The sequence below is a fragment of the Xanthomonas translucens pv. undulosa genome (genome assembly GCF_017301775.1).
Lineage (GTDB): Bacteria > Pseudomonadota > Gammaproteobacteria > Xanthomonadales > Xanthomonadaceae > Xanthomonas_A > Xanthomonas_A translucens.
In genome coordinates this window covers 2622642-2647808 of sequence record NZ_CP063993.1, presented here as the reverse complement: position 1 = coordinate 2647808, position 25167 = coordinate 2622642, and the positions used below count along the sequence as shown (strand labels likewise).

Below are 25167 nucleotides of genomic sequence, written 5' to 3'. Positions count from 1 at the left end.
ATGAGCCGACGATGCCCGGCGTGCTGCACGCCGGGCATCGCAACAGCAGCATGTACGGCATGTCCGTGCGCGAGCATCGCCGCGCAACTTCTGGTTCATGCGCCGACGCTAAAAAAGCTACTCTCCCGCAGCAGCATGGCGCGCGGCGGCACGATCGACGCCAGCATGTGCATGGGCGAGCGCCCGGCGACGCTGCAGCGCGCGGCGACCGATGCGCAAACACAAGCGGCCGGCTCACGCCTGATACTGGTGCATGGCTATTGCTCGGGCGGGGTCTGGCCGGAGGCGCAGTTCAGCAACGCCTCCAGCTTCCTGGACGTCAACCAGAAGCGCAGCAACGACCAGTTCGCACAATTGCTGGCACAGTTCGGCAGCCAGTGGAATTCGTTCGGCACGGTGGCGCACAGCCAGGGCGGCATGGCCGCGCTGCACCTGTACAGCTACTACTGGAGCGGCCTGGACAATGCCAGCGGCGGCCTTGTCATGCAGTCGGTGGGCACGCCGTACCAGGGCACCAACCTGTCCGGCATCCTGGCCACGATGGGGTCGTGGTTCGGCGTGGGCTGCGGCAGCAACAGCGACATGACCTATGACGGCGCCAAGGCCTGGCTGGCCGGCATCCCGAGCTCGGCGCGGGCGCTGGTCAACTACTACACGACCTCCTTCGCCAAGACCCGCTGGTACAAAAACGATTAGCCTCGGACCTGGTGCTGGACGACCCGGAGGACGGCGTGGTCGAGAAGGTCAACGCGCAGCTACCGGGCGGGGTCAACCGCGGCCACACCACCGGCCAATGCCACACCACCGGGATGCGCGATCCGGCGCAATACCTGGACGCCAGCCGCAACGCGACGATGAACGCCAACGCGGCGCGCTGAGCGACCGGGATGACCGGCCATTCGGCGGGTCATCCCGGCCTCACCGAAAAACGACCGTCCGATGGCCGTTGAGCAGGATGCGATGCTCGACGTGGCGGCGCACCGCGCGCGCCAGCACCAGCGATTCGGTGTCGCTGCCCAGGCGCACCAGCTCGCGCGGGGTCATCGCGTGGTCCACGCGGGCCACGTCCTGTTCGATGATCGGGCCTTCGTCGAGGTCGCTGGTGACGTAGTGCGCGGTGGCACCGATGATCTTGACCCCGCGCGCGTGCGCCTGGTGATACGGCTGCGCGCCCTTGAAGCTGGGCAGGAAGCTGTGGTGAATGTTGATCGCGCGCCCGGCCAGCGCGGCGCACAGCGTCGGCGACAGGATCTGCATGTAGCGCGCCAGCACCACCAGGTCGATGCGTTCGCGTTCCACCAGCGCCAGCAGCTGCGCTTCCTGCTCGGCGCGGTTGTCGGCGCCGACCGGCAGATGGTGGAACGGCACCGCATAGGAGCGCGCCAACCCGGCGAAATCGTCGTGGTTGGACGACACCGCGGCGATGTCCACGCGCAGTTGCCGGCTGTGGGCGCGGAACAGCAGATCGTTGAGGCAATGGCCCTGCTTGCTGACCAGCACCAGCAGGCGCGCGCGGCGCCGCGCATCGTGCAGTTGCCAGTCCATCGCGTAGTCGGCGGCGAGCGGCGCCAGCTGCGCCTGCACCGCGGCGACGCTGCCGTCGGCAGGCACGTCGAAGTGCACGCGCAGGAAGAAACGGCCGCTCTCCTCGTCGCCGAACTGCTGCGCGTCGAGGATGTTGCAACCGTGTTCGAACAGCAGGCCGCTGACGCGGTAGACGATGCCGGTACGGTCAGGGCAGGACAGGGTCAGGATGTAGTCGGGGCGCATCCTGACAATGATAGAGGAGAATTCGGGACTCGGGACTCGGGACTCGGGACTCGGGACTCGGGACTTGGGATTCGGGATTCGGGATTCGGGATGGGATGGTCGGCCACGGATGTTGACAGGGCATCGGGGGTGGGATGCCGCGGGGGTATTGCCAGATGTTTGCCGAATGTAGGAGCGGCTTCAGCCGCGACCGAACCCTACCGGTAGAGCCCGATCGCGGCTGAAGCCGCTCCTAAAGGGGCTTGCTGCAGGCCAACCGGTGCACTGTGGGAGAGACTTCAGTCCCGACGCTTTCCGACGCCGGAAAGTGCGCCGCTTCGATCGTCGCGGCTGACGTCGCTGCAATACGCTGCAGCATCGGCGTGCTGGCCGCAGGCGGCCTCGCCCGCGCGCCAGGCCGCGCTCACTCCGCACGCAAGCGCAGCGCCAGGCGCCGGTTGACCTTCTCCAGCCGCGCCAGCGACTCTTCCACCGACATGCCGACCGCTTCGTGGGTGGTGATGTGCGTGCGCAGATGCGCCGGGTCGTCCAGATCGCCACGCACCAGGAACACGTTCTCGCCCTGCTCCACCTCACCCAGCTCGCGGCTCAGCACCACGTGGTCGACCTGGTCGAAGCCGTACTCCTTGGTCAGCGGCAGCAGCCGCGCCACCATGCGCTCGCATCGCATCCGGCGCACGCCCGCAGGCGGCATCCAGCGCGTGCACGCCTTCGCGGATCAGCGCGTACAGCAGGTGGTCGGGGTGATCCGGATGCTCGGGGCCGAGCACGGCGTCGCGCGGCGGCTGGATGGGCGTCATGGCGCCGGGATCGGAGGAATTCGGGCTCATGGCATCCTCCTGCTGATGCGCCTGCAGGCCGCCGCACCTTAGCGGCAAGGACACGGTCAGCTCAAGCGCGGCGCCCTAGTCTGCACTATGCCGCGACAAGGATGCTTGAAGCGCGCGCGGCGGCATGGCCCGATCGCGTGCTCAGCCCTGCCCGGCGCGGCGTGCGGCGACCTTGGCCAGCGCCGACCAGTCCAGCGCGCCGTCGCCGTGCGCGATCGCGTCGATGAACTGGTCGCGCAGCACCGCCGCCAGCGGCATCGGCACGTGCCGGCTCTCGCCGGCGTTCAAGGCCAGGCGCACGTCCTTGAGCCCCAGCGTGGTCTTGAAGCCGGCCGGGCTGTAGCGCTGCTCGGCGATCATGCCGCCATAGTTCTGGTACGCCGGTGCGGCGAACACGGTACTGCCGAGCATGCCCAGGAAATCGGCCACGTCCACGCCATGCCCGCGCACCAGCGCCGAGGCTTCGGCCATGGTGCCGATGGCGCTGGCCAGGCACAGGTTGGCCGCCAGCTTGACCGCGTTGGCCTGCTCCGGCGCATCGCCGAAATACCAGGTCTTGCGCCCGATCACCTCCAGCAGCGGCTGCACCCGCGCCAGCGCGGCGGCGTCGCCGGCGGCGAGCAGGTTGAGCTGGCCGGCCGCGGCCACGTCGCTGCGGCCCAGCACCGGGATCGCCAGGTAGACCACGCCGCGCTCGGCATGCAGGGCGCTCAGCTCGCGCGCCAGCGACACCGAGATCGTGGCCATGTTGACGTGCACGCTGCCGGCCGGCAGCGCGTCGAGCGCGCCGCGCTCGAGTAGGGTCTCGCGCACCGCCGCGTCGTCGGCCAGCATCGAGAACAGCACCGGGCCGCGCACCGCGTCGGCCGGCTGCGCGGCCAGTTGCGCGCCGGCCTCGAGCAGCGGCTGCGCCGCGGCCGCGCTGCGGTTCCACACGGTCAGCGCATGTCCGGCGCGCAGCAGGTTGTGGGCGATGGGCTGGCCCATCGTGCCCAGGCCGAGAAATCCGATGCTCATTGCAAACTCCTTGCCCAACTCGGGGTGGATGCCGCGTCCTGTGCGGCGCAGCGCGTGCGCATCACGCGTCGAACAGGCCGCGCGCCGAACGCGGCTCGCAGCGCAGGTAGTGCGGCGACGGGGTCAGTCTGGCGCCCAGCGCGGCGGCAGCGTGCCACGGCCAGCGCGGGTCGTAGAGGATGCCGCGGGCCAGCGCGATCGCGTCGGCCTGATCCTCGGCCAGGATCGCCTCGGCGTGCTGCGGCTCGGTGATCAGGCCGACCGCGATCACCGGCATGCGCACTGCGCGATGGATCGCCTCGGCCTGCGGCACCTGGTAGCCGGCCGCCAGCGCAATCTGCTGGCGGCGGTCGAGGCCGCCGCTGGACACGTGCAGGTAGTCGCAGCCCTGCGCCTGCAGCGCCTGCGCCAGCGCGACGCTCTGCGCCACGTCCCAGCCGCCCTCGACCCAATCGGTGGCGGAAATGCGCACGCCGACCGCGACCGACGCCGACACCGCCGCGCGCACCGCCGCCTGCACGCGCAGCAGCAGGCGCATGCGGTTCTCCAGGCTGCCGCCGTAGGCATCGTCGCGCTGGTTGCTCAGCGGCGACAGGAACTGGTGCAGCAGATAGCCGTGCGCGGCATGCAGCTCGATCAGTTCGAAGCCCAGCCGTTCGGCGCGCTGCGCCGAGGCGACGAAGGCGGCGACGATGGCGTCGATGCCGGCCAGGTCCAGCGCCTGCGGCGGCGTGCCGTTGTCGGCGAAGGCCAGCGCCGACGGCGCCACGGTCTGCCAGCCGTTCGGCTCCCCCGGCGCGATCGCGCCGCCGCCGTCCCACGGCTTGTGCGTGGATGCCTTGCGCCCGGCATGCGCGAGCTGGATGCCCAGCGGCATCGGCGACCAGCGCCGCACCGAGGCCAGCACGCCGCGCAGCGCCGCTTCGGTGGCGTCGTCCCACAGACCCAGGTCGGCGTAGCTGATGCGCCCGCGCGGCTCCACCGCGGTGGCTTCCAGGATCAGCAGGCCGGCGCCGGACTGCGCCAGCTGGCCGAGGTGGATGGTGTGCCAGTCGCTGGCCTGGCCGTGCTCGGCGGAGTACTGGCACATCGGCGCGATGACGATGCGATTGGACAACGACAGCGGCCCCAGCGCGAGGGGCGAGAACAGATGGCTCAAGGTGGCGTTCCGTGGGGGCGCCCGCCACAGTGCGGGCAGGTTGCCATTTCACTCCTGCCACCGCTGCCGATCAACCACTGCGGATGGATCAGTTCGTACGCGGATTCGGAACGCGCTGCGCCGCGGGGCGCTACGCGGCCACCGGCGGCAGCAGGAACTCCAGCGCCTGCGCGCAGGGCTGGGCCAGCTTCAGGCTCAGCAGGTCGTCGCCGCGGGTGCGGCCCAGGTTGACCGCGGCGATCGGCATGCAGGCCTTGGCCGCGGCCTGCACGAAGCGGAAGCCGGAATACACCATCAGCGACGAGCCCAGCACCAGCATCGCGTCGGCCTGCTGCAGATGCGCGAAGGCGGCGGCCACCCGCTCGCGCGGCACGTTCTCGCCGAAGAACACCACGTCCGGTTTCAGCACGCCGCCGCATTGCGTGCAGGCCGGCACCGCGAAGACGGCGAAGTCCACGTCTTCCAGGTCGGCGTCGCCATCGGGCGCCTGCCCGGCCTGCAGCGTCGCCCAGTGCGGATTGCGCTGCAGCAGCTGTTGCTGGAAGTCCTCGCGCGGCAGGCGACGTTCGCACTCCATGCAGCGCACCACGTCCAGCCGCCCGTGCAGGTCGATCACCGCTGCGCTGCCGGCGGCCTGGTGCAGGCGGTCCACGTTCTGGGTCAGCAGCAGTTCGACCTGGCCGCGCGCTTCCAGCTGCGCCAGCGCCGCATGCGTAGCGTTGGGCCGGGCGTAGCCGAAGCGCGGCCAGCCGACCAGGCTGCGCGCCCAGTAGCGCTGCCGCGTCGCCAACTCGCCCATGAAGGCCTGATAGGTGACCGGCTGCGCGCGCTTCCAGTCGCCGGCGGCATCGCGGTAGTCGGGAATGCCCGAATCGGTGCTGCAACCGGCGCCGGTCAGCACGAACAGGCGCCGGTGGCGCGCGACGAACGCTTGCAGCGCTGCGTCCGCGGCGGCCGGCGCAGGCATGGGCAGGGCGTGATCCGGCAATGTCGGGTGCATCGTACGGTGTCCTTGGGCGGTTGCTTTGGTGCGGCGTGGACGCCCGCTGCGCCAGCGACACGATGGATGCAATCTTGGGTCCGCCGCGCGGCAACGCAAGCGCCCGCACGCAAGCGTGCCGGTTTCGCACTGCGCCATCTGCCGCGTGAAGACGACGCAGGCGGCGCCGAATCCGCGTGCAGCCGCAGCACACCGCGCATTGAAAGCGCTGCTGAAACTGGCTACTGTCGAACACCGGCAAGATGCATCGGCTGCGCGCAGCCTCGCTGCCGCACGATGCCTCAGGCAGGAATGCCGTCCATCCCCGATTCCGCGTCGTGAGCAGATTTTCCGATCCGATAGGCCAGCCGATCGCCGCCACCGCCACCGCCCCGCTGCGGGTGGCGCTGCTGGAGGACGACGACGTGCTGCGCGACCGGGTCCTGGTGCCCGGGTTGCAACGGCACGGTTTCGAGGTCATGCCGCTGCGCACCGCGCAGGCGCTGTGGGCGGCGCTGAACGACCGCCGTTTCGACCTGATCGTGCTCGATATCGGCCTGCCGGACAGCGACGGCTTCACCCTGACCGAGCAGTTGCAGGCGCAGCGCCCGGGGCTGGGCATCATCATCCTGAGCGGGCGCGGCGAACAGCCGGATCTGGTGCGTGGCCTGACCCAGGGCGCGGACTCCTACCTGATCAAACCGGTGCAGATCGAGATCCTGGCCGCCACGCTGTTCAGCGTGGCGCGGCGCATGTCGCGTCCGCCGTCCTCGGCACCCAACGCGGCGGAGGAATGGCAGCTGCAGGACGACGGCTGGTGCCTGTTCTCGCCCGAGGGACAGGCGGTGCCGTTGACCGGCTCCGAGCGCAAGGTGGTGCAGAGCCTGTGGAGCGCGCGCGGACGGCTGGTCACCCGCGACGCGTTGATCGGCATGCTCGGCGGCAACCTCGGCCTGGAGGTCGACCCGCATCGCCTGGACGCGCTGCTGCACCGGCTGCGGCTCAAGGTGCAGGAGCGTACCGGCGTCGCGCTGCCGCTGAAGGCGGTGCGTGGCGAGGGTTACCTGCTCATGCCGCAGGAACGTTGAGCGCCGCCAGCGGCAGGCGCAGCACGAAGCAGGTGCCCGCGCCCGGCGTGCTGCGCACCTCCAGGCTGCCTTGCGCCTCCTGCGCCATTTCGAATGCGACCGCCAGCCCCAACCCGGTACCTTGACCGGCCGGCTTGGTGGTGAAGAACGGCTCGAACGCCTGCCGCTGCACGTCCGCGCTCATGCCCACGCCGGTATCGGCGATCTCGATGCGGGCGCAGGCGCCATCGCGGCGCAGGCAGATCGAGAAACTGCCGCCGTCGGGCATGGCATCGCGTGCATTGGCGCCGAAATTGAGCAGCGTCAGGTCGAGCCGGCTGCGGTCCAGGAACAGCGGCAGCGGTTCCGGCGCCACGTCCAGATGCAGGCGCACGGTCGGCCCGAACAGTTGCCGCAGCATCGGCTGGATGCCGTGCAGCGCCTCGCCGGCATCGAAGCGCTCGGGCACGCTCACTTCGCGGCGGCTGAAGCTCAGCAGTTTGCGGCTGATCGCCACGCCGCGCTGCGCGGCCAGCGCCACGCCGTCCAGTGCGTCGGCCAGCGCCAGCGCATCGCGCGGCGGATCGAAATCCAGTTCGTGCACGCAATGCCGCTGCTCGGCATAGCCGAGGATCGCGCTGAGGACGTTGTTGAAGTCGTGCGACACGCCGCTGGCCAGTTGCCCGACCAGTTCGATTTTCTGCAGGTGCAGCAACCGCTGTTGCGCCTGCGCGCGCTCGCGCATCTCCACCCGCAGCCGCGCGGCGCTGCGCCGCGCGCGCCACAGGCTCTCGCGCAACGCGGCCACGGTGCGATCGAGCACCAGGGTGATCATCAGGTAGCTCAGCGCCAGCGACGGCAGGTTCTGGAACGGGCTGCGCGTGCCGCGCGGATCGCGCCCCCACGGACTCTCCATGCCTACCCAGAAGATCAGCGTGATGCACAGGTACACCACCCACAGCGCGCGCCGCCCGATCATCAGTGCGGCCAGGGTCAACATCATCATCGGGTAGGGATCGAAGGCCTGCACCTGGTAGCCGAAGGCCAGGTTGGCCGCCACCGCCGAGCACAGCACCACCGCGATGAACGCGGCGGCGGCCTGTTGCAGCAGACCGCGGCGGATCATCCACACCCCGGTCCAGGCGGCCACCGACATCGCCGCGTCGGTACCCACGTCCACCGCCAGCTGCCCGGCAGTCATCTGGATCTGCGGAGCGGTCAGCAGGTGGTAGAGCTTGTTGAGCGGGATCTCGCTGCCGAGGAACAGGAACAGCACCTGCAGCGCAGGCGCATTGCCGCGGTCGACCGGATCGGTAATCGGGACGCGCCGCAGCCATGTCCAATGCCGGCGCCACAGTCGGACCAGCAGATTTTGTGGCATGCGTCCCACCCAGACTCCCATGTCGGTGAGTCTACCGTGAGATTGACGTGAATTTACCAGCATTGAAGGCGGTAGGTGCTTGCCGCCTTAATCGGGACTAAACCCATTGCTGGGATCATCGTCTCAGCGCTTCCATGGAATCGCTCATGCCCGTTAAGCACACGCTCTTCCGTTCGCGCCGCCCACGTCCTTCGTCCACTCTGTCGCAGGTTCCTTACAGCCTGCTGACGGTCGCGTTGCTGCTGGCGGCGGCGCCGCTGGCCGCCAGCGCGGCCGATGCGCCCGCAGCCGCCACGCCTGCCGCGCAGCCAGCCACGACCACGACAGCGACAAACAGCGGCGATGCGCAGCCCACCGACGATGCGAATCCCTCCGCGCCGATTCAGCCCGGCAGCCAGAACACCGAGGATTACTTCATGGCCGAGGGCCTGAACGACGGCAGCGACTTCGCCACCGCCGCCGGCCTGCGTGCCGTGGCGATGGGCGCACGCGCCGACGCGTCCGGCGCCTTCGCAATCGCCATCGGCCACCACACCGTGGCCTCCGACGCCGCCGCCATCGCGATGGGCGACGGTGCGGTGGCCAGCGGCACGTCGGCGATCGCGATCGGCGGCAGCTTCTTCGGCAGCACCAACGGCGATTCGGCCGGCGCGCAGAGCACCGGCTTCGGTGCGCTGGCGCTCGGCACCGCCGCCACCGCCACCGCCGCCAACGCCAGTGCGCTGGGCTGGAACACCAGCGCCAGCGGCGCCAGCGCCACGGCGATCGGCGCCACGTCCGCGGCCACCGCCGACTTCACCACTGCCGCCGGCAGCTCCGCGGTGGCCGAGGCCCAGCAGGCCAGCGCCTTCGGCTATGCCGCCAAAGCCAGCGGCGTCGGTGCGATCGCCAACGGTGGCTACAGCGTGGCCTCCGGCTTCTTCGGGGTCGCCATGGGCTACAGCGCCATGGCCACCGGTGCCGGCAGCATCGCCATCGGCGACAACGCTTCCTCGTCCGGCCAGCAGAGCGTGGCGATCGGCGCCAGCAACTCCGGCATCCCGTCCCAGTCCAATGGCCTGGGCGCGGTGACCATCGGCGCCGGCAGCTGGGCGCTGTCCGACTACGGCACCGCGCTGGGCTTCGACAGCCATGCCGACGCGACCCACAGCCTGGCGCTGGGCGCCCAATCGGTGGCCACCAGCAACAATGCCGCCGCGGTCGGCGCGCAGGCCTTCGCCTATGGCGAGGACGCCAGCGCCCTCGGCGCCATCGCCAGCGCAAACGCAGCCGGCGCGACCGCGCTCGGCAGCGGCGCCACCGCCCTGACCGCCGGCAGCGTCGCGCTGGGCTACAACAGTGCCGCGAGCGGCGCCAACAGCGTGGCGATCGGCGCCGGCGCGATCGCCGACCGCGACAACACGGTGGCCTTCGGCAGCGATGGCGCGCTGCGCCAGCTGACCTATGTCGCCGCCGGCACCGCCGACACCGATGCGGTCAACGTGCTGCAGCTGCGCAGCATCGCCACCGCGCTCGGTGCCGGCAGCGTGGTCGGCAAAGACGGCACGCTCAGCGGCAGCGCCTACCTGATCCAGGGCAAGACCTACGGCAGCGTCGGTACCGCGCTGTCGGCGCTGGACGGTGCGCTGTCGACGCTGGACACCCGCGTCGGCAACCTTGCCCAGACCGGCGGCGGCGGCGTGGCCATCGGCAGCGGCAGCGGCGGCGCCCCCAGCGGCGGCGCCGGCACCAATGCCGTGGCGGTCGGCGCCAAGGCCACCGCCAACGGCCAAAACGGTACCGCGATGGGCGCCAATGCGCTGGCCTACGGCCCCAACGACACCGCACTTGGCGGCAATGCCCGGGTCAATGCCGACGGCAGCACCGCAGTCGGCGCCAACGCCAGCATCAGCGCCAACGCCACCAACGCGGTGGCGGTCGGCGAAAGCGCCACCGTCACCGCCGCCGCCGGCACCGCGCTGGGCCAGGGCGCTTCGGTCTCGGCCGACAATGCAGTGGCGCTGGGCCGCAGCTCCAGCGCCACCCGCGCCAATACGGTCTCGGTGGGCAGCGCCGGCAACGAGCGCCAGATCAGCAACGTGGCGGCCGGCAGTGCCGCCACCGATGCGGCCAATGTCGGCCAGATGCAGGCTGGCGACAGCGCCACGCTGCGCAGCGCCAATGCCTACACCGACAGCCGCATGGCCGGCTGGGACGACAACCTGACCAAGCTGCGCAGCGACACCGACCATCGCTTCCAGGACATGGACCGACGCATCGACCGGATGGGCGCGGTCAGCGCGGCCTATGCCGGCATGGCGACGAACACCTCCGGCCTGGCCGGCGCCAACCGGGTCGGCGTCGGCGTCGGTTCGCAAGGCGGCGAGAACGCGCTGGCGGTGGGCTACCAGCGCGCGATCGGCAACCGCGCCAGCGTCTCGCTCGGCGGCGCCTTCTCCGGCAACGAGAAGAGCGTCTCCGCCGGTGCCGGCTTCAGCTGGTGATGCCACGCCTCACCGCACTGCCGCCGCATCCTTCCGACCTTCCGTAGAGATCCAGACATGACCGACATTTCTTCGTTTCCCCGCACTCTGCTGGCGCTGTCGCTTGGCGTGGCGCTGGCCTCCAGCGCGCACGCGCAGTCCGCCCCGCGCTTCTCCGTCCTGGAGAACGCCGCGCCCGGCCAATCCAAGCTCTACGACGGCCTGATCGTCACCTACCGCGACGGCAGCAGCGAGCGCCGCGATGCGAACGCCGCCGCCGCCAAGCTGAAGCAGATCATGGCCGCGCCGAGCGCCGCCAACATGTGGTCGAGCACCTACCGGCAGGGCGCGCCGGCGCTGAGCCAGGTGCGCCGGCTCGGGATCGGCGCCGATCTGGTCCGGCCCAACCGCCGCCTGAGCCAGTCGCAGCTGGAGACGCTGATGGCCAGCCTCAAGGCCGATCCGGCGGTGCTGTACGTGGAGCCGAACCTGCTGCTCAAGCCGGTGCGCAGCACCGCGCAGGCCAGCGCCACGGCGGTCGCCGCGCCCAACGATCCAGGCTACGTGGTGCAGTGGCACCTGCGCACGCCGGACGGCCACATGGAGACGCTGGCGCCGGAGACCACCGGCTACGCCAACCACGGCGGCATCGACCTGCTGCCGGCGTGGCAGTACGGGACCGGCAAGGGCGTGGTGGTGGCGGTGATCGACACCGGCATCACTGCGCATCCGGATCTGGACACTTCGCTGGCCAACGCCGGCTACGACTTCATCAGCAACGCACTGGTGTCGGGCCGGGCAAGCGACGGGCGCGCGGCCGGCGGCTGGGACACCGGCGACTGGACCACCGACGACAAGTACCTGGCGGCCAACGGCGGCTGCGCGCAGCCGGGCGAGCAGACCGACAGCACCTGGCACGGCACCCACGTGGCGGGCACCATCGCCATGCGCACCAACAACGGCGTGGGCATGGTCGGCATCGCCCCGGACGCCAGGATCCTGCCGATCCGCGCGCTCGGCCACTGCGGCGGCTCCACCGCCGACATCGCCGACGCCATCGTCTGGGCATCGGGCGGCCACATCGACGGCGTGCCAGACAACGCGAACCCGGCCGAGGTCATCAACATGAGCCTGGGCGGCGGCGGAACCTGCGAGCAGGATGCGGTCACCGCCAAAGCCATCGCCAGCGCGATCGGGCGCGGCAGCGTGGTGGTCGTGGCCTCCGGCAACAGCAACGCCGACGCCGCCGGATTCAGCCCGGCCAGTTGCCCGGGCGTGATCAACGTGGCCGCCACCGGCATCACCGGCGGCCGTGCCTCCTATTCCAACTACGGCAACAGCATCACCCTGTCGGCACCGGGCGGCGGCATCTATGCCAACGACGCGGCCAGCGGCTCCGGCTCGGTCCGCACCGGCCTGATCTGGTCCACCCTCAACAACGGCAAGCATGGCCCCGATCAATCGATCTATGCCGGCTATGCCGGTACCTCGATGGCGTCGCCGCACGTCGCCGGCGTGGTCGCGCTGGCGATCAGCGCCGCGCTCAACGCCAATCGCCCGGTGCCGTCGCCGACGCAGATGCGCGACATCCTGACTCAGACCTCCAATCAGTTCCCGGTCAAGCCGGTGCTGCCCATTGGTGTCGGCATCCTCAACGCAGCCAAGGCCGCGGCGCGTGCCGCCGGCGCCGATGGCGGCGGCGAGGAAAGCAAGGCCATCAAGGTCGACCGCGGCACGCTGGGCAAGCTGTCCGCCGCGGCCGGCCAGGGCCAGTTGTACCGCCTGGACCTGCCGCTCAACGCGCGCAACCTGCAGATCCGCACGTTGGGCGGCAGCGGCCAGCTCAAGCTCTACGTGCGCTCCACGCGCGCGCCCAGTGCGGACGGCAGCGATGCCGACCTCGCCTCGGTGCGCAATGGCACCACGCAGAACGTGCAGACGGCGCTGCCGGCGAGCGGCAGCTACTTCATCCGCACGCTCGGCGGCAATGGCGGCTATGCCAACGTGACCCTGTCGGTGAGCTACTCGGTGCAGTGACACGCCGGTGAAGCCGGGAGTGGAGGAACGGGAATCGGGAATCGAAAGCACGGGCAATCGCCTTTGCTCTGTCTAACCCACGTCCCGTTTCCCACTCCCCCATTTCCCCATCCGCTATTCGCCGCGCGGCGGATGCGGGCCGAAGCGGCCATACGGACGGCTGTCGTCGGCGCCGCGGCGCAAGACCTGCGCGGCCACCAGGGCGATGCCCAGCAACAGCAGGCAGCAAGCGGCCAGCGCGTTCCAGCCGCCGTGCTGCCAGGCCGCGCCGCTGAGCGAACCGATCAGGCTGGCACCGCTGTAATAGGCCAGCAGGTACAGCGACGCGGCATGGCCCTTGTTGCGCCCGCCGAGGCGGCCGACCCAGGCGCTGGCCGCCGAATGCGCGATGAAGAAGCCGATGGTCAGCAGCACGATGCCGGCGATGACCAGCGCCAGCACATGCGCCAGGGTCAGCGCCACGCCGAACGCCGCCACCGCGATGCCGGCCAGCACCACCGGGCCGCGGCCGAAGCGGTCCGACGCGGCGCCGGCCACCGACGAGGACACGATGCCGAACACGTAGGCGCTGAAGATCATCCCCAGCTGGCTCTGGCTGAGGCCGAACTCCGGCCCGCCCAGGCGGAAGCCGGCATAGTTGTAGACGCTGACGAACACGCCCATCGCCAGGAACGGGATCGCGAACAGCCACGGCAGGTAGCGGTCGCGCAGATGCCCGCCCCAGGCCTGCAGGTGGAAGCGCAGATTGATGCCGCGGCGGCGCACGAAATGCCGCGACGGCGGCAACAGCAGCACGAAGCCGACCGCGGCCAGCAGGTCGATGGCCGAGACCGTCGCCAGCGCGGTGCGCCAGTCGAAGTGATCGGTGAGCACGCTCATGCCGATACGCCCGGCCATGCCGCCGAATGCATTGCCGGCCACGTACAGACCGGTGGCCGCGCCGAGCTTGGACGCCGGCACTTCCTCGGCCAGGTACACCATCGCCACCGCCGGCACCCCGCCCAGGGCGATGCCGGACAGCGCGCGCACCACGACCAGCGCGCCCCAGTGCGGCAGGCACGCGGCGACCAGATTGAGCAGCGCCGCCAACGCGATCGACACGAACATCAGCCCGCGCCTGCCGAGGTTCTCCGACACCGCGCCGGCGCAGAAGATCGCGATCGCCAGGCCGCCGGTGGCCAGCGACAGCGGCAGCGAACTGGTCGCCGCGTCGACTCCGAATTCGCGCGCGAACGCCGGCAGCAACGGCTGCACGCTGTACAGCAACGAGAAGGTGGCGAAGCCGGCCAGGAACAGCGCCAGCCGGATGCGCAACAACGGCGCATCCGCCACGGCCCGCAGCGGCAGGCATTGGCTGGAAGGGGTCACGGCGACACGGCAACGAACGAGGGCGGCCAGTATTTGCCTGCGCCGATCCGGTGTCCAATATATGATCCTGGCATTCTCCATATCTTCTGGATATGACATGGAACTGCGCCACCTGCGCTATTTCCTGGCCGTCGCCGAGGCCGGCCACTTCACCCGCGCCGCGGCGCAGCTGGGCATCCAGCAACCGCCGTTGAGCCAGCAGATCCGTGCGCTGGAACAGGAACTGGGCACGCCGCTGTTCGTGCGCACCCCGCGCGGCGCGGACCTCACCGAGGCCGGCCGCGCGTTCCGGGTCGAGGCCAAGCGCGTGCTCGCCGACCTGGAACGCGCCGGCGACGCCGCCCGCCGTGCCGCGCGCGGCGAGAGCGGCGTGCTGCGGCTGGGCTTCACCGCCTCGGCCGCGTTCAATCCCATCGTGCCGACGCTGGTGCGCAACTTCCGTCGCGCCTGGCCGGCGGTGGCGCTGGCGCTGGAAGAAACCAACACCGCCGGCCTGCTCGCCGCGCTGGTGCAGGGGCGACTGGATGCGGCCTTCATCCGCTACAGCGTGGCTACCCCGCCCGAACTGCAGCTGCTGAAATTTCCCGACGAGCCGATGAAGATCGCGGTCCCGGCAGCGCACCGCCTGGCCAAGCGCCGGCGCGCGCCGCTGTCGGCGCTGGCCGGCGAACCGTTCATCCTGTTCCCGCGCAGCTTCGGCACCAGCCTGTACGACGAGATTCTGGAAGCCTGTCGCCAGTCCGGCTTCGACTTGCAGATCAAGCAGGAAGCGCCGCAGATGTCGTCGATCGTGAATCTGGTCGCCGCCGAACTCGGCGTCTCGGTGGTGCCGGCCTCCACCACCCAGGTGCAGTTGCCCGGCGTGCGCTACCTGGACATCGAAGGCCGCGTGCCGATGGCGCGGCTGGCGTTGGCGGCGCTGCCGGCCACCGCGCAGGCGCTGCCGGTGGTGCGCCACCTGTGGCAGCTGGCGCAGGCGCATGCGGCGGGGAAGCGCGGGTAGCTGCGGATCGGCCGCTGGGCTCCGCTCCACCTGTAGGAGCGGCTTCAGCCGCGACAGGACCTCCGGGTAGAACCTGTCGCGGCTGAAGCCGCTCCTACAGTGACGCGTGGGCGCACTACCTCACTGCGACACCACCTCCCATCCCGCCGCGTCGCACAACAGCTGCCCGCCGCGCATGCCTTCGACAACCACCCGCACGCCGTGCGCGAACGGCAGCTGTCGCTGCTCGGGGAACCAGCGCCGCTGGCCATCGACCACGATCAACAGGCCCTCGTGATCGCCGAGCGGCGCGAATACGTCGGATACCGGCACGAACGGCGGCAGCCCCAGCCGCTGCTGGGCCGCGGCGACGACCGCCGGCACCTGCGCGCTGGGCAGCCCGATCTCGCTGATGCATAGCAATTCGGCCGCGGAGAACGCGCCGGCGGCAGTGGCGTGCACCGGCAACGGCTTGCGTGCGATCAGCTCCAGCACCGCGCCGTCGGGCCCGGCGAAATACAGCGACTGCGATTGCCACGCGGCATCGAGGACGAAGCGGGATTCACCGAGCGGATCGTGCAACAACGGCACGCGCCAGGACAGCCAGGCGCAGGCGGCGTCGAAGCGCGCGTGCGGAAGATTGAACGCCAGATGCACGCTGCCGACCTCGACATTGGCGGCCACCAGATCGAGCAGGCTCCAGCCGATGCGCACCTGTGTGGCCGCGACCGGGAGTTGCAGGACGTCGCGATAGAAGGCGGCGCTGGCCGCGGGATCGCTGGCAGGCAGGCTCAGTTGAACAATGCGCATGAAGGCTCCTTATGCTGGAGCCTCCATTGGACGACCTCAAGCGTAGTTGAGGTCAAGTACGGCGCGTAGCGTGTGGGATGTTCGCGCGGACGTGCTCCTGTAGGAGCGGCTTCAGCCGCGACAGGACCTCCGGGTAGAACCTGTCGCGGCTGAAGCCGCTCCTACAGGAGAGCCTTGCCGCGAGCGCTCAGCCCAGATGCGCGCGCACCGCTTCGTCGATCTTCGCAGGCGGCACGAAGCCCGGCACCCGCGCCACTTCCTCGCCCTGGCGGAACAGCATCAGTGTCGGCGTCTGGCGCAGGCCCTGGGCGCGGAAGAAGTCCTCGCCCACATCCTCCATCTTCACCTTCAGCAAGGTCACGCCCTGCGCGCTGTCGCTCTCGGCGAAGCGCTCCAGCGACTTGTCGAGCATGCGGCAGCCGGGGCAGTTGTCCTTGTTGAAATCGGCCAGCACGCGCGGATGCGCGGCAATGGCGTCGGCGAACTGCTCGGCGGTGGCGACGGTGATGGTGGTGAACATGGAGCGGGACCTTGTCTGATGTCGGAAGAAGCCCGGCGCGGGAAGGTGCGACGCCGGCGATGACAGGAAAAACGGACGGACGAATGCAGCCTCAGCCGCTGCCGTGCGGCGGCAACGCCAGCGCGACGAATCCGGCCGCACTGGCGGACGTGGATTCGGCAGCGGCCACCTCGGCCGCAGGCGCGGCGCCGGCCGGCAGCGCACGCGCGGCACGCAGCGCCAGCACCTGCGCGCACCAGGTGTCGATCGCGGCGGTGTCGCGGTCGCCATGCGGCATCTGCTCGATCTCCAGCAACGGATAGGCGCTGTCGAAAAAACGGGCGATGCGCTTGACCGCGCCGCAGTAGTACTCCAGCCCCCACTGCGTCTCGCCGGTGCCGAACGCGGCGACCTCGATCCTCTTGCCAGCCGCCTCCACCAGTTCGGCGATGTAGCGCTTCATCTCCGCCGGGGTGCGCCCGGCGTTGTCGCTCCAGCTGCCGAGCAGGTGCAGGTCGAAGCCGGCCGCATGCGCGGCGTCGCCAAGCACGCCGTGCAGGGTCTGCACGTCGGTATGGATCAAGGTCACCTGATGACCCGCGGCCTCGCACTGCGCCTGCACGCGGCGGGCGACGTCGCGGGTGTTGCCGCTGAGCGAAGCGTAGGCGAGCAGGATGTGCATGAGGCGGGGATTCGGAAGGCGGGATTGGGAATGACCAGCCGTTGGACTGTGGGAAAGCCGGAAAGGCGGGGTTCGACGTTGCTGTTAGGAATCCCGAATCCCGAATCCCCAACCCCTCACAGATCGTCGAAGCCGTTGTCCGAGTTGGTCTTTTTGTAGCTGGCGTTGCGCATCTCGAAGAAGTCGGTCTTGGTCTCGGTGAAGTTGTCCGCGTAGGCCTTGATCCACGGCATCACGTTGTCGCTGGCGTCGGTGTACAGCTTCTCGATACCGAGCATGCCGGACATCTTGTTGGCGCGGTACTTCACGTACTGGATCATCTCGTCCACGTCGATGCCCTCGATGCCGTCCAGCACCTCGGCGGACCACTCGGTCTCCAGCCGGATCGCATGCTCGAACGCCTGGTGCACGTAGTCGGTCAGCTCGTTGCTCTGCAGCTCGGCGTTCTCGCCGATGATGGCGCGGATCAGCTCGCTGATGAACTTGGTGTGGGCCAGCTCGTCGCGGTTGATGAAGCTGATGATCTTGCCGGTGCCGGTCATGCGGTTCTGCCGCACCAGGTTGTAGAAATACGCGAAGCCGGAATAGAAGTTGATGCCTTCCAGGATCGAGGACTGGATCAGCGAACGCAGCAAGGTCTCTGCGGTCTTGTCGCGCATGAAGTCGTCGTAGGCCTGCATGATCGGCTGGTTGCGCGCGATGATGGTCGGGTGCGTGCGCGCGATCTCGAACACGCGGTTCTGGTCGGCCAGCCCGGCGATGGACGCCAGCACGTACGAGTAGCTCTCGTTGTGGATCACTTCCTGCTGGCCGATGATCGCCGCGTTGGCGTGCGCAGCCGGGTCGGTGATGTATTCGGCGACGTTGTAGATGAAGCGCGTCTGCGGCGAATCCAGCGTGGCCAGCAGGCCGATGATCGAGTCGTAGGCGTTCTTCTCGCGCGCCGACAGTTCGCCGTACTGCTTGGCGTCGCCCTTCATGTCCACCTCGTCGGGGATCCAGAAGTTGGTCGACAGCTCCTTGTACGCGCGATAGAACGACGGGTACGGGATGTCGTTCCAGTTGAGGATGCCGCTGGTGGTGCCGTTGATGATCCCGGTGGAACGGTTGGGATGCATCGGTTCGAGGATCTTGATGCGGTCGAGCGCAATAGCCATGGGTCGGATTCGGTAGTCTGTTGAACGGCGCCGGCAAGCGGCGCGGCGATGCGGGACGACGCGGCGGGCGCATGGGTTCCCGCGGGAACGCCATGCGCGCGCCGGCGCCGCTACGGGGTGGCGATCAGCTCGAGCACCACTCGCATTCGCTGATGTCGATGTCGTTGGAGCGAACGTAGTAGGTGGTCTTCAGGCCTTCCTTCCACGCGGTCATGTGCAGGTCGAGCAGGGTGCTGGCGCGGATCGTGCTGGGCACGTAGAAGTTGAAGCTGATCGACTGGTCGACGTGGCGCTGGCGGCGCGCGTTCTGGCGCACGCTGGCGAACTGGTCGACCCGGTAGGCGCCCTTCTCGTAGTACGGATAGGTGTCCACGTTCAGGCCCGGCGCCACCACCGGGCGGCGGAAGTCCTTCTTCTCTTCGTAGTAGAACGCGCTGTAGATCGGGTCGATCGAGGCGGTGGAGCCGGCAATCTGCGCGGTGCTCATGTTCGGCGCCACCGCGATCATCCACGCGTTGCGCACGCCGTTGATGCTGACCTGCGCAGCCAGTTCCTGCCACTGCGCGCTGTCGTAACCGCGCTTGCTGAAGTACTCGCCGTTCTGCCAGTCGCTGCCCTTGAACACCTTGTACGCGCCCTTCTCCTTGGCCAGCGCCAGGCTCGCCTGGATGGTCAGGTAGTTGATGCGCTCGTACAGTTCGTCGCAGTAGTCCTCGGCCTGCCTGGAATTCCACTCGATGCCCTTCTGCGCCAGCAGGTGGTGCCAGCCGAAGGTGCCCAGGCCGATCGCGCGGTACTTCTGGTTGGTGATGGTGGCCTGCGGCACCGGCAGATCGTTGAGATCGATGACGTTGTCGAGCATGCGCACCTGCACCCGGATCAGCCGTTCCAGCACGTCCGGCGACAGCAGGTCCGGCTGCGCGGTGACCGCGCGGCCCAGGTTCACCGAGGACAGGTTGCACACCACGAAGTCGCCGGCCTGCTTGGTGGTCACGATCTGGTCGCCGCTGATCATCTCCTGGATGACCCGGGTCGGGCTCATGTTCTGCAGGATTTCGGTGCACAGGTTGCTGGAATAGACCATGCCCTGGTGCTTGTTCGGGTTCATGCGATTGACTTCGTCGCGATAGAACATGAACGGGTTGCCGGTCTCCAGCTGGCTGACCATGATCCGCTTGAGCATGTCGATGGCCTTGACCACTTTGCGGCCGATGCGCTCGTCGGCGACCACTTCCTCGTACCTGGCGCGGAACGTGCCTTCGCCGCGCTTCTCGTCGAAGAAGTCCTGCAGATACCAGCCCTTGACCTCCTTCACCTCGTGCGGGTCGAACAGGTACCACTCGCCGCGGCGCTCCACCGCTTCCATGAAGATGTCCGGCACGCACACCGCGGTGAACACATCGTGCGCGCGCAGGCGCTGGTCGCCATTGTTCAGGCGCAGGTCCAGGAACGCCTCGATGTCGCGGTGCCAGATGTCCAGGTACACGGCGATGGCGCCCTTGCGCTGGCCGAGCTGGTCCACCGACACCGCGGTGTTGTTGAGCTGCTTGATCCACGGCACCACGCCGCCGCTGGAATTCTTGACCCCGCGGATCGCCGAGCCGGACGAACGCACGTAGCCCAGGTAGGCGCCGACGCCGCCGCCGTGCTTGGACACGCGCGCCACGTCGGTGTTGGAGTCGTAGATGCCCTGCAGGCTGTCGTCGACGGTGTCGATGAAGCAGCTCGACAGCTGCCCGCCGATCTTGCCGGCATTGGCCAGGGTTGGCGTGGCCACGGTCATGTACAGGTTGGACAGCGCCCAGTACGCCTCGCCGACCAACTGCATGCGGCGTTCGCGAGGCTTCTCGTCCTGCATCAGGTACAGCGCGATGGTCAGCCAGCGCTCCTGCGGCAGTTCGTAGACCTTGCGCGAGTTGTCGGTGGCAAGATAGCGCGTGGCCAGCAGATACAGGCCGTTGTAGGCGAACAGCTTGTCGCGCTCCGGGTCGATCATCTTGCCGGCTTCGGCGAGTTCGTCCTTGGAGTAGTTCTTGAGGATGTCGATCGAGTACACGCCGCGGTCGGCCAGGCTTTCCTGCAGGCCGACGTAGGAGCCGTACTTTTCGCCGGCATCGTAGAAACGGTTCTTGCTGGCGCGCTTGTACAGGCGATGCAGGTACAGGCGCGCGGCGAAGTACTCCCACTCCGGCGTGGCGATGTCCACGCGCGACTCGGCCTCGCGGATCAGGTAGTCGACCATCTCGTCGGCCGACAGGCTTTCCTTCTTCTCGACGAAGGCGAACGCCTTGCGCTCGTAGTCGGCCACGTCCAGCTGCGGGAACTCGGCATGGATCCGGTCCAGGGTGCGCTGCAGGCGCGAGCGGTCGAAGGCCATGCGGCGGTTGCCGCCGTCCTTGACGATCCAGGTCACGGCGCGCTGGTCGTTGCTCGGCTCGCTGGCGGCCGCGTCGGGCTGCGCCGCGGCGGCGGCGGCAGGCGTGGGATCGACGTCGGCGGTGTCGAGGGGGGCTGCGGCCGGCAGGCTGTGGGTCTGGCTCATGAAGGTCTCCAAGCATGGTGCACCTGGCTGCCTGACCCTCGCAGGCAACGCTCCGACCGGATCAGCAAGGGTGGAGCGCGGTGTCGCAGAGACCGCAATGGCGCAGGCGCGAGGCCTACGGGCGGTCAACGCTTCACCGACCTTCTCCCCCCGGAGATGCAACGGTCGGCGCCGCGCTGTGTGCATCGCGCGGCTGTCGGCAGGTCTTCGGGCTTATGGGCGACGGCCGATGGCCGGTTCCTAGCCCATCGCTTCCCAAGGCAGGCGCCTCAGTGCGGGTGACGGGTTCGTTCCCAATTACCGCTGCGGGGCAGCGCCGGCCTGAGCGCTCGCGCGCCGCACCGGCTTCCCTTTTGATCCCGCAGCCTGGTGGCCGCTGGAACCGACCACCACAAGATAGTGTGGTCCCCGGGCGTCGTCAACGCTAAATGTAGTCATAAAACTGAAAACCCAAGCGGGGCAAGAGTTTGCCGCTGCGGGCGGCAAAACCCTGCGAGCGGGCGCCGGATCGCGCCTGGAGCGGGCCGTATCGCAGACGCGGCAAGGGCCGCCGCGGCGGCACTGGCGGTGTGTCGCGATTGCCGCGGCGCGGCGCTTGCGCCGGCGTCAGCGCGCCGGCCAGCGCTGCAGCAACAGCGGCAGTGCCGCCGCGGCGCTATCGCGCCAGTGCACGTCGGCGCGCGAAGACAGGCCGCTGGGCTCGGGATTGAGGCCGACCACGCGCGTGGCGCCCGGCATGCGGCTTGGCCTGCGCGACGATGGCCATGCGCCAGCGGTACCAACCCCACACCAGCACCGGGTCCGCCCGCCAGGCGTCCTCGGTAGCGAGTTGCGGCGGATCGAAGCGCGCCTACAGGCTGCGTCCTGACCACGGAAGGTCGGCACGCCACTCTCGGCGGACATACCCGCGCCGGTGAGGACCAGCACGCGGCGCGCGCCCTGGATGCAAGCGGCGACGGTCTCGGCATCGTAGGCGGAACTGAGCATGGCGCGAACGAAAGTGATGAGATTCGCACTATTGCATTGACCCAGTTCCACCTAAATTTGCGCCACAGCAATGCCGCCGCGGCTGTCGGTACGGCAAAGGGTTCGGTACAAGGGCGATGCGGTCGCTGCCGCCATGACAGGCGGCCCGCCGCCGTCGGCGCTGTTGTCAGCGTCATCGCGTGAGCTGTGGCTGTTGCTGTTGCTCCGGCTGTTGTCTTTGACTTACCGGTTCCTTTCCGAAGCGGCGGTCATGGCGGGGAAAAACCCCGAAGGGGCGGCGCACAAGGATGTGCGCCGTTCGCGGCAGGGGCAGGATGCCCCTTCCGCGAATCCCCGGTATGGACGCGGACCCTGAGCGCGCAGCGCGGAGGGCGCGCTCCGGGTCCGCAGCCCCAACGGGCATTTTTCGATGGCACATGTCCGCTACGCGGCCAAGCCCGGGGCAGGTGCCTCACGGCGCCTGCCCGTTCGCCGGGGCGAAGCAGTGCTTCGCCTTTATCCGGCTCACCCATGTGCCAGCGAAAAACGTCGCGCATCCTGCGCGCCGCCCTTCAGGTATTCGCCCGCCGGGTCTGCCGCACCGAGGGGACCCGGTAGATCAAAAGCAAAAGCAAAGGCGGCAGCAACGGCAACAGCAGAAGCAACAGCAGAAGTAACAGCGGAGCTGGCAGCCACGGTCGGTGGGATGCCAATAACCGCAGCGCGTACAAAGCAAAGCGATCACGCTCGCTCACATCCGGAATGATCCGAACCGGATCGTCGCCGGCCCGTTCAGCGCTGCCGACAACCCAATTCCCAGCAACCGCCACGTCTGCACCGGATCGATGCTGACATCATCGCAAAATCGCGCGCTCGCGCAGTAAGGAAGGCCTCGTTGTTCGAATTGTTCGCAGATCAGCGTCATGACAGTCGTCTGTTCTCGGCCGACCAACTGCCGCCCTCGCTCTCGATGGCGTCGCAGCGCGTGCGCCATGATGGCTAGGGCTATTGCCGTATGACAGACAACAAAAAACCCCGCCGCGCAGGACGCGCGACGGGGGCTTCGGACACGCCGCATCGATCAGTCGAGGACGACCAGATTCACGTCGATGTTGCCGCGGGTCGCGTTGGAATACGGGCAGACCTGGTGCGCCTTGTCGACCAGCGCCTGCAGCTCTTCGCGCGGCATGCCCGGCACCGCGATGCGCAGTTCCACCGCGATGCCGAAGCCGCCCGGGATCTGGCCGATACCGACGCTGCCTTCGATGCTGATCTCGCCCGGCAGCTTTTGCTTGTCCTGCGCGGCCACCGCCTTCATCGCGCCGATGAAGCAGGCCGAATAGCCGGCCGCGAACAGCTGCTCCGGATTGGTGCCGTCGCCGCCCGCACCGCCCAGTTCGCGCGGGGTGGACAGCTTCACGTCCAGCGCCTTGTCGGAGGACACGGCGCGGCCTTCGCGGCCGCCGGTCGCGGTGGCGTGGGCGGTGTAGAGGATCTTTTCGGGTGAGGCCATGGTGGTTGCTCCTGGTGAGGTGAGGCGCGTCGCGCCGGTTGATTGACAGCTATTGAATAGCACACTACTTAATTAACGGAACGTCATGGGCCGGTGGCGGCGGCGTGGCAACGACATCAGCCGCCGCCCAGGTTGCCACGCAAGGTTTCCAGTTGCTGCTTGAGCTGGCGCAGTTCCTGCAGCGAGCACGCCGCCGCGCAGAACACCTGCTCGGGCACCGCGCCGGCCTTGTTGCGCAACGCGCGGCCGGCCCTGGTCAGACGCACCACGACCTGACGCTCGTCGTCGGCCGAGCGTTCGCGTGTGACCAGGCCACCGGCCTGCAGGCGCTTCAGCAGCGGCGTCAGCGTGGCCGAATCCAGGAACAGGCGCTCGCCGATCGCCCCGACCGTGCACGCCCCCCCTTCCCACAGCACCAGCATCACCAGGTACTGCGGATAGGTCAGGTCCAGCGTCTTCAGCAGGCCGCGGTAGAGCTTGTGCATGGCCAGGTTGGCCGAGTACAGCGCGAAGCACAACTGCTGGTCCAACTGCAGCGCCGCGTCGCGGCTGGGGATCTCGGCGGGGGTGCGCTGCTTCGTCATGGAGGGCAATTTATATAGTGCGCTATTTAATTGCAAGCAATTTCTTCCAGCCTGCACCGATCGGCAGGTACGCCGTCGGCCCAGACAGGAATGCAACGTCTGCCGCGACGAACGCAAGCGGCAAGCGTTGCGTGTACACGACACGTGCCGGCCGCTGCGCCGCGGCACAGCGCAATTCGACACTAACCAGGGCATTGCGCGGCCCGCACACCCCTCTCAGGCGCGGTGCGCGGTGGCCAGGTACTCGGCGCTCTGCATCTCGATCAGGCGCGAGGCGGTGCGCTCGAAGGCGCCGGCCAGGCGCTCGCCGCTGTACAGCTGCGGTGGCGGGTCCTGCGCGGTGCAGACCAGGTTGACCTGGCGGTCGTACAGTTCGTCGATCAGGTTGACGAAGCGCCGTGCCGCGTCCTCGTTCATGCGGTCGAAGTGCGGGATGCCGCCGAGCAGCACGGTGTTGAACTCGCGCGCGATCTCGATGTAGTCGGCCGGCCCGCGCGGGCCTTCGCACAGCGCGGCGAAATCGAACCAGGCGATGCTCTTGCCGCGGCCGCGCACCGGGATCTTGCGCGCCTCGATGACGATGTTGCCGCTGCGCGCGGCTTCATTGCCGCTGAGTTCGCCCCAGCGCCCGCCCAACCATGCATCGGACTGCGCATCCAGCGGCGCGCAGTACACCGGCGAGCGGGTCAGCGCGCGCATGCGGTAGTCCTCGGTGCCCTCGGCGTACAGCTCCACGCAGTACTTCTGCAGCAGCGCGATCGCCGGCAGGAAGCTCTCGCGCTGCAGGCCGTTGAGGTACAGGTGCTGCGGCGCGGTGTTGGAGGTGGTGACCAGGGTCACGCCCTCGGCGAACAGGCGCTCCAGCAGCCGCGCCAGCAGCATCGCATCGCCGATGTCGGTGACGAAGAATTCGTCCAGTACCAGCACGCGCAACCGGGTGCGCCATTCCTGCGCGATCCTGGCCAACGGATCGCTCTGCCCGGCGTGCTCGCGCAGGCGCTCGTGCACGCCGCGCATGAAACGGTGGAAGTGGGTGCGGTACTTCTGCTCGATCGGCAGGCCGTCGTAGAACAGATCGACCAGGAAGGTCTTGCCGCGGCCTACACCGCCCCAGAAGTACAGGCCGCGCACCGGCTTGGGCTTTTTCCAGAACGCGGCCAGGCGATCCAGCCAGCCGTCCTGGTCGCTGTCCACGATCGCGTCGTGGATGCGGTCCAGCGCGGCCAGCGCGGCGTGCTGCGCCGGGTCGTCGCGCCAATCGCCGCGCGCCACGCCGGCGGCGTAGCGCTGCGAAGGCGTGGCCGCGGCGCTCATCGGCGCGTGTCCGCGCAGCGCCCTGCCTGTGACCCTGCGGCCGCCTGT

Annotated in this window: 21 protein-coding genes, 2 pseudogenes and 1 riboswitch; of the genes and pseudogenes, 5 read left to right on the top strand and 18 right to left on the bottom strand. The window is 68.9% G+C overall.

Going from position 1 to position 25167, the window contains the following annotated elements; genetic code table 11:
• Positions 1–120 precede the first annotated feature (120 nt).
• A pseudogene (locus ISN38_RS11110) lies at positions 121–878 on the top strand (choice-of-anchor X domain-containing protein); the annotation flags it as partial.
• Positions 879–918: 40 nt separating this feature from the next.
• Here ISN38_RS11110 and purU read toward each other — a convergent pair.
• From purU to ISN38_RS11085, 5 genes and pseudogenes are all read right to left on the bottom strand, one after another.
• Positions 919–1770 carry a formyltetrahydrofolate deformylase gene (gene purU, locus ISN38_RS11105; protein WP_206711802.1) on the bottom strand — a complete coding sequence of 284 codons (852 nt, stop codon included), beginning with the start codon at positions 1768–1770 and terminating at the stop codon, positions 919–921.
• Positions 1771–2173: 403 nt separating this feature from the next.
• Positions 2174–2570 (bottom strand): annotated as a pseudogene (locus ISN38_RS11100) (XVIPCD domain-containing protein).
• A 171-nt stretch (positions 2571–2741) separates the two neighbouring features.
• Positions 2742–3617, bottom strand: coding sequence for an NAD(P)-dependent oxidoreductase (locus tag ISN38_RS11095; protein ID WP_058363937.1), 876 nt, complete (start codon positions 3615–3617; stop codon positions 2742–2744).
• A gap of 61 nt (positions 3618–3678) precedes the next feature.
• Positions 3679–4776, bottom strand: coding sequence for an NADH:flavin oxidoreductase/NADH oxidase (locus ISN38_RS11090; RefSeq protein ID WP_058363380.1), 1098 nt, complete (start codon positions 4774–4776; stop codon positions 3679–3681).
• Positions 4777–4906: 130 nt separating this feature from the next.
• A complete protein-coding gene (locus tag ISN38_RS11085) occupies positions 4907–5743 on the bottom strand; it encodes an NAD-dependent protein deacetylase (RefSeq protein ID WP_108085249.1) in 837 nt (278 codons plus the stop codon).
• Between the two features lie 350 nt (positions 5744–6093).
• On the opposite strand from ISN38_RS11085, the gene ISN38_RS11080 reads away from it, so the two are divergent.
• Positions 6094–6843, top strand: a complete 750-nt coding sequence (locus ISN38_RS11080; protein ID WP_003469263.1) for a response regulator transcription factor — start codon at positions 6094–6096, stop codon at positions 6841–6843.
• Here ISN38_RS11080 and ISN38_RS11075 read toward each other — a convergent pair.
• A complete protein-coding gene (locus ISN38_RS11075; protein WP_206711801.1) occupies positions 6824–8203 on the bottom strand; it encodes a sensor histidine kinase in 1380 nt (459 codons plus the stop codon). The genes ISN38_RS11080 and ISN38_RS11075 overlap by 20 nt on opposite strands.
• Positions 8204–8349: 146 nt before the next feature.
• On the opposite strand from ISN38_RS11075, the gene ISN38_RS11070 reads away from it, so the two are divergent.
• Together ISN38_RS11070 and ISN38_RS11065 are read left to right on the top strand one after the other, a co-directional pair.
• A complete protein-coding gene (locus ISN38_RS11070; protein ID WP_241753931.1) occupies positions 8350–10686 on the top strand; it encodes a YadA family autotransporter adhesin in 2337 nt (778 codons plus the stop codon).
• 57 nt (positions 10687–10743) lie between these two features.
• The gene (locus ISN38_RS11065) at positions 10744–12702 is read left to right on the top strand and encodes a S8 family peptidase (protein ID WP_047325447.1); all 1959 of its coding nucleotides are present in this window, start codon (positions 10744–10746) and stop codon (positions 12700–12702) included.
• 114 nt (positions 12703–12816) lie between these two features.
• Here the strand turns inward: ISN38_RS11065 and ISN38_RS11060 are convergent, their stop codons facing one another.
• The gene (locus ISN38_RS11060) at positions 12817–14070 is read right to left on the bottom strand and encodes an MFS transporter (protein WP_047325448.1); all 1254 of its coding nucleotides are present in this window, start codon (positions 14068–14070) and stop codon (positions 12817–12819) included.
• 97 nt (positions 14071–14167) lie between these two features.
• On the opposite strand from ISN38_RS11060, the gene ISN38_RS11055 reads away from it, so the two are divergent.
• Positions 14168–15073, top strand: a complete 906-nt coding sequence (locus ISN38_RS11055) for a LysR family transcriptional regulator (RefSeq protein ID WP_003469258.1) — start codon at positions 14168–14170, stop codon at positions 15071–15073.
• A 120-nt stretch (positions 15074–15193) separates the two neighbouring features.
• On the opposite strand, the gene ISN38_RS11050 is transcribed toward ISN38_RS11055, so the two are convergent.
• The 11 genes from ISN38_RS11050 to zapE form a co-directional block, all read right to left on the bottom strand.
• Positions 15194–15862 carry a VOC family protein gene (locus ISN38_RS11050; protein ID WP_003469257.1) on the bottom strand — a complete coding sequence of 223 codons (669 nt, stop codon included), beginning with the start codon at positions 15860–15862 and terminating at the stop codon, positions 15194–15196.
• 187 nt (positions 15863–16049) lie between these two features.
• Positions 16050–16382, bottom strand: a complete 333-nt coding sequence (locus ISN38_RS11045; protein WP_003469256.1) for a thioredoxin family protein — start codon at positions 16380–16382, stop codon at positions 16050–16052.
• A gap of 91 nt (positions 16383–16473) precedes the next feature.
• A complete protein-coding gene (locus ISN38_RS11040; protein WP_003469255.1) occupies positions 16474–17043 on the bottom strand; it encodes a flavodoxin in 570 nt (189 codons plus the stop codon).
• Positions 17044–17159: 116 nt separating this feature from the next.
• Positions 17160–18200, bottom strand: a complete 1041-nt coding sequence (locus ISN38_RS11035) for a ribonucleotide-diphosphate reductase subunit beta (RefSeq protein WP_003476601.1) — start codon at positions 18198–18200, stop codon at positions 17160–17162.
• A 124-nt stretch (positions 18201–18324) separates the two neighbouring features.
• Positions 18325–20742 (bottom strand): ribonucleoside-diphosphate reductase subunit alpha, encoded by a 2418-nt coding sequence (locus ISN38_RS11030; protein WP_003469250.1) that lies wholly within the window; start codon positions 20740–20742, stop codon positions 18325–18327.
• A gap of 181 nt (positions 20743–20923) precedes the next feature.
• Positions 20924–21144: riboswitch (cobalamin riboswitch) on the bottom strand.
• A gap of 204 nt (positions 21145–21348) precedes the next feature.
• Positions 21349–21480 (bottom strand): hypothetical protein, encoded by a 132-nt coding sequence (locus ISN38_RS20590; protein ID WP_003469247.1) that lies wholly within the window; start codon positions 21478–21480, stop codon positions 21349–21351.
• A gap of 753 nt (positions 21481–22233) precedes the next feature.
• Positions 22234–22404, bottom strand: coding sequence for a hypothetical protein (locus ISN38_RS11025; RefSeq protein WP_155522270.1), 171 nt, complete (start codon positions 22402–22404; stop codon positions 22234–22236).
• Between the two features lie 55 nt (positions 22405–22459).
• Complete coding sequence (locus ISN38_RS11020) at positions 22460–22633, bottom strand: hypothetical protein (RefSeq protein WP_155604470.1); 174 nt, start codon at positions 22631–22633, stop codon at positions 22460–22462.
• Positions 22634–22789: 156 nt separating this feature from the next.
• The gene (locus tag ISN38_RS11015; RefSeq protein WP_003476604.1) at positions 22790–23221 is read right to left on the bottom strand and encodes an organic hydroperoxide resistance protein; all 432 of its coding nucleotides are present in this window, start codon (positions 23219–23221) and stop codon (positions 22790–22792) included.
• A gap of 116 nt (positions 23222–23337) precedes the next feature.
• Positions 23338–23805 (bottom strand): MarR family winged helix-turn-helix transcriptional regulator, encoded by a 468-nt coding sequence (locus ISN38_RS11010; RefSeq protein WP_058363954.1) that lies wholly within the window; start codon positions 23803–23805, stop codon positions 23338–23340.
• Positions 23806–24021: 216 nt separating this feature from the next.
• Complete coding sequence (gene zapE, locus ISN38_RS11005; protein WP_003469241.1) at positions 24022–25119, bottom strand: cell division protein ZapE; 1098 nt, start codon at positions 25117–25119, stop codon at positions 24022–24024.
• Positions 25120–25167 lie beyond the last annotated feature (48 nt).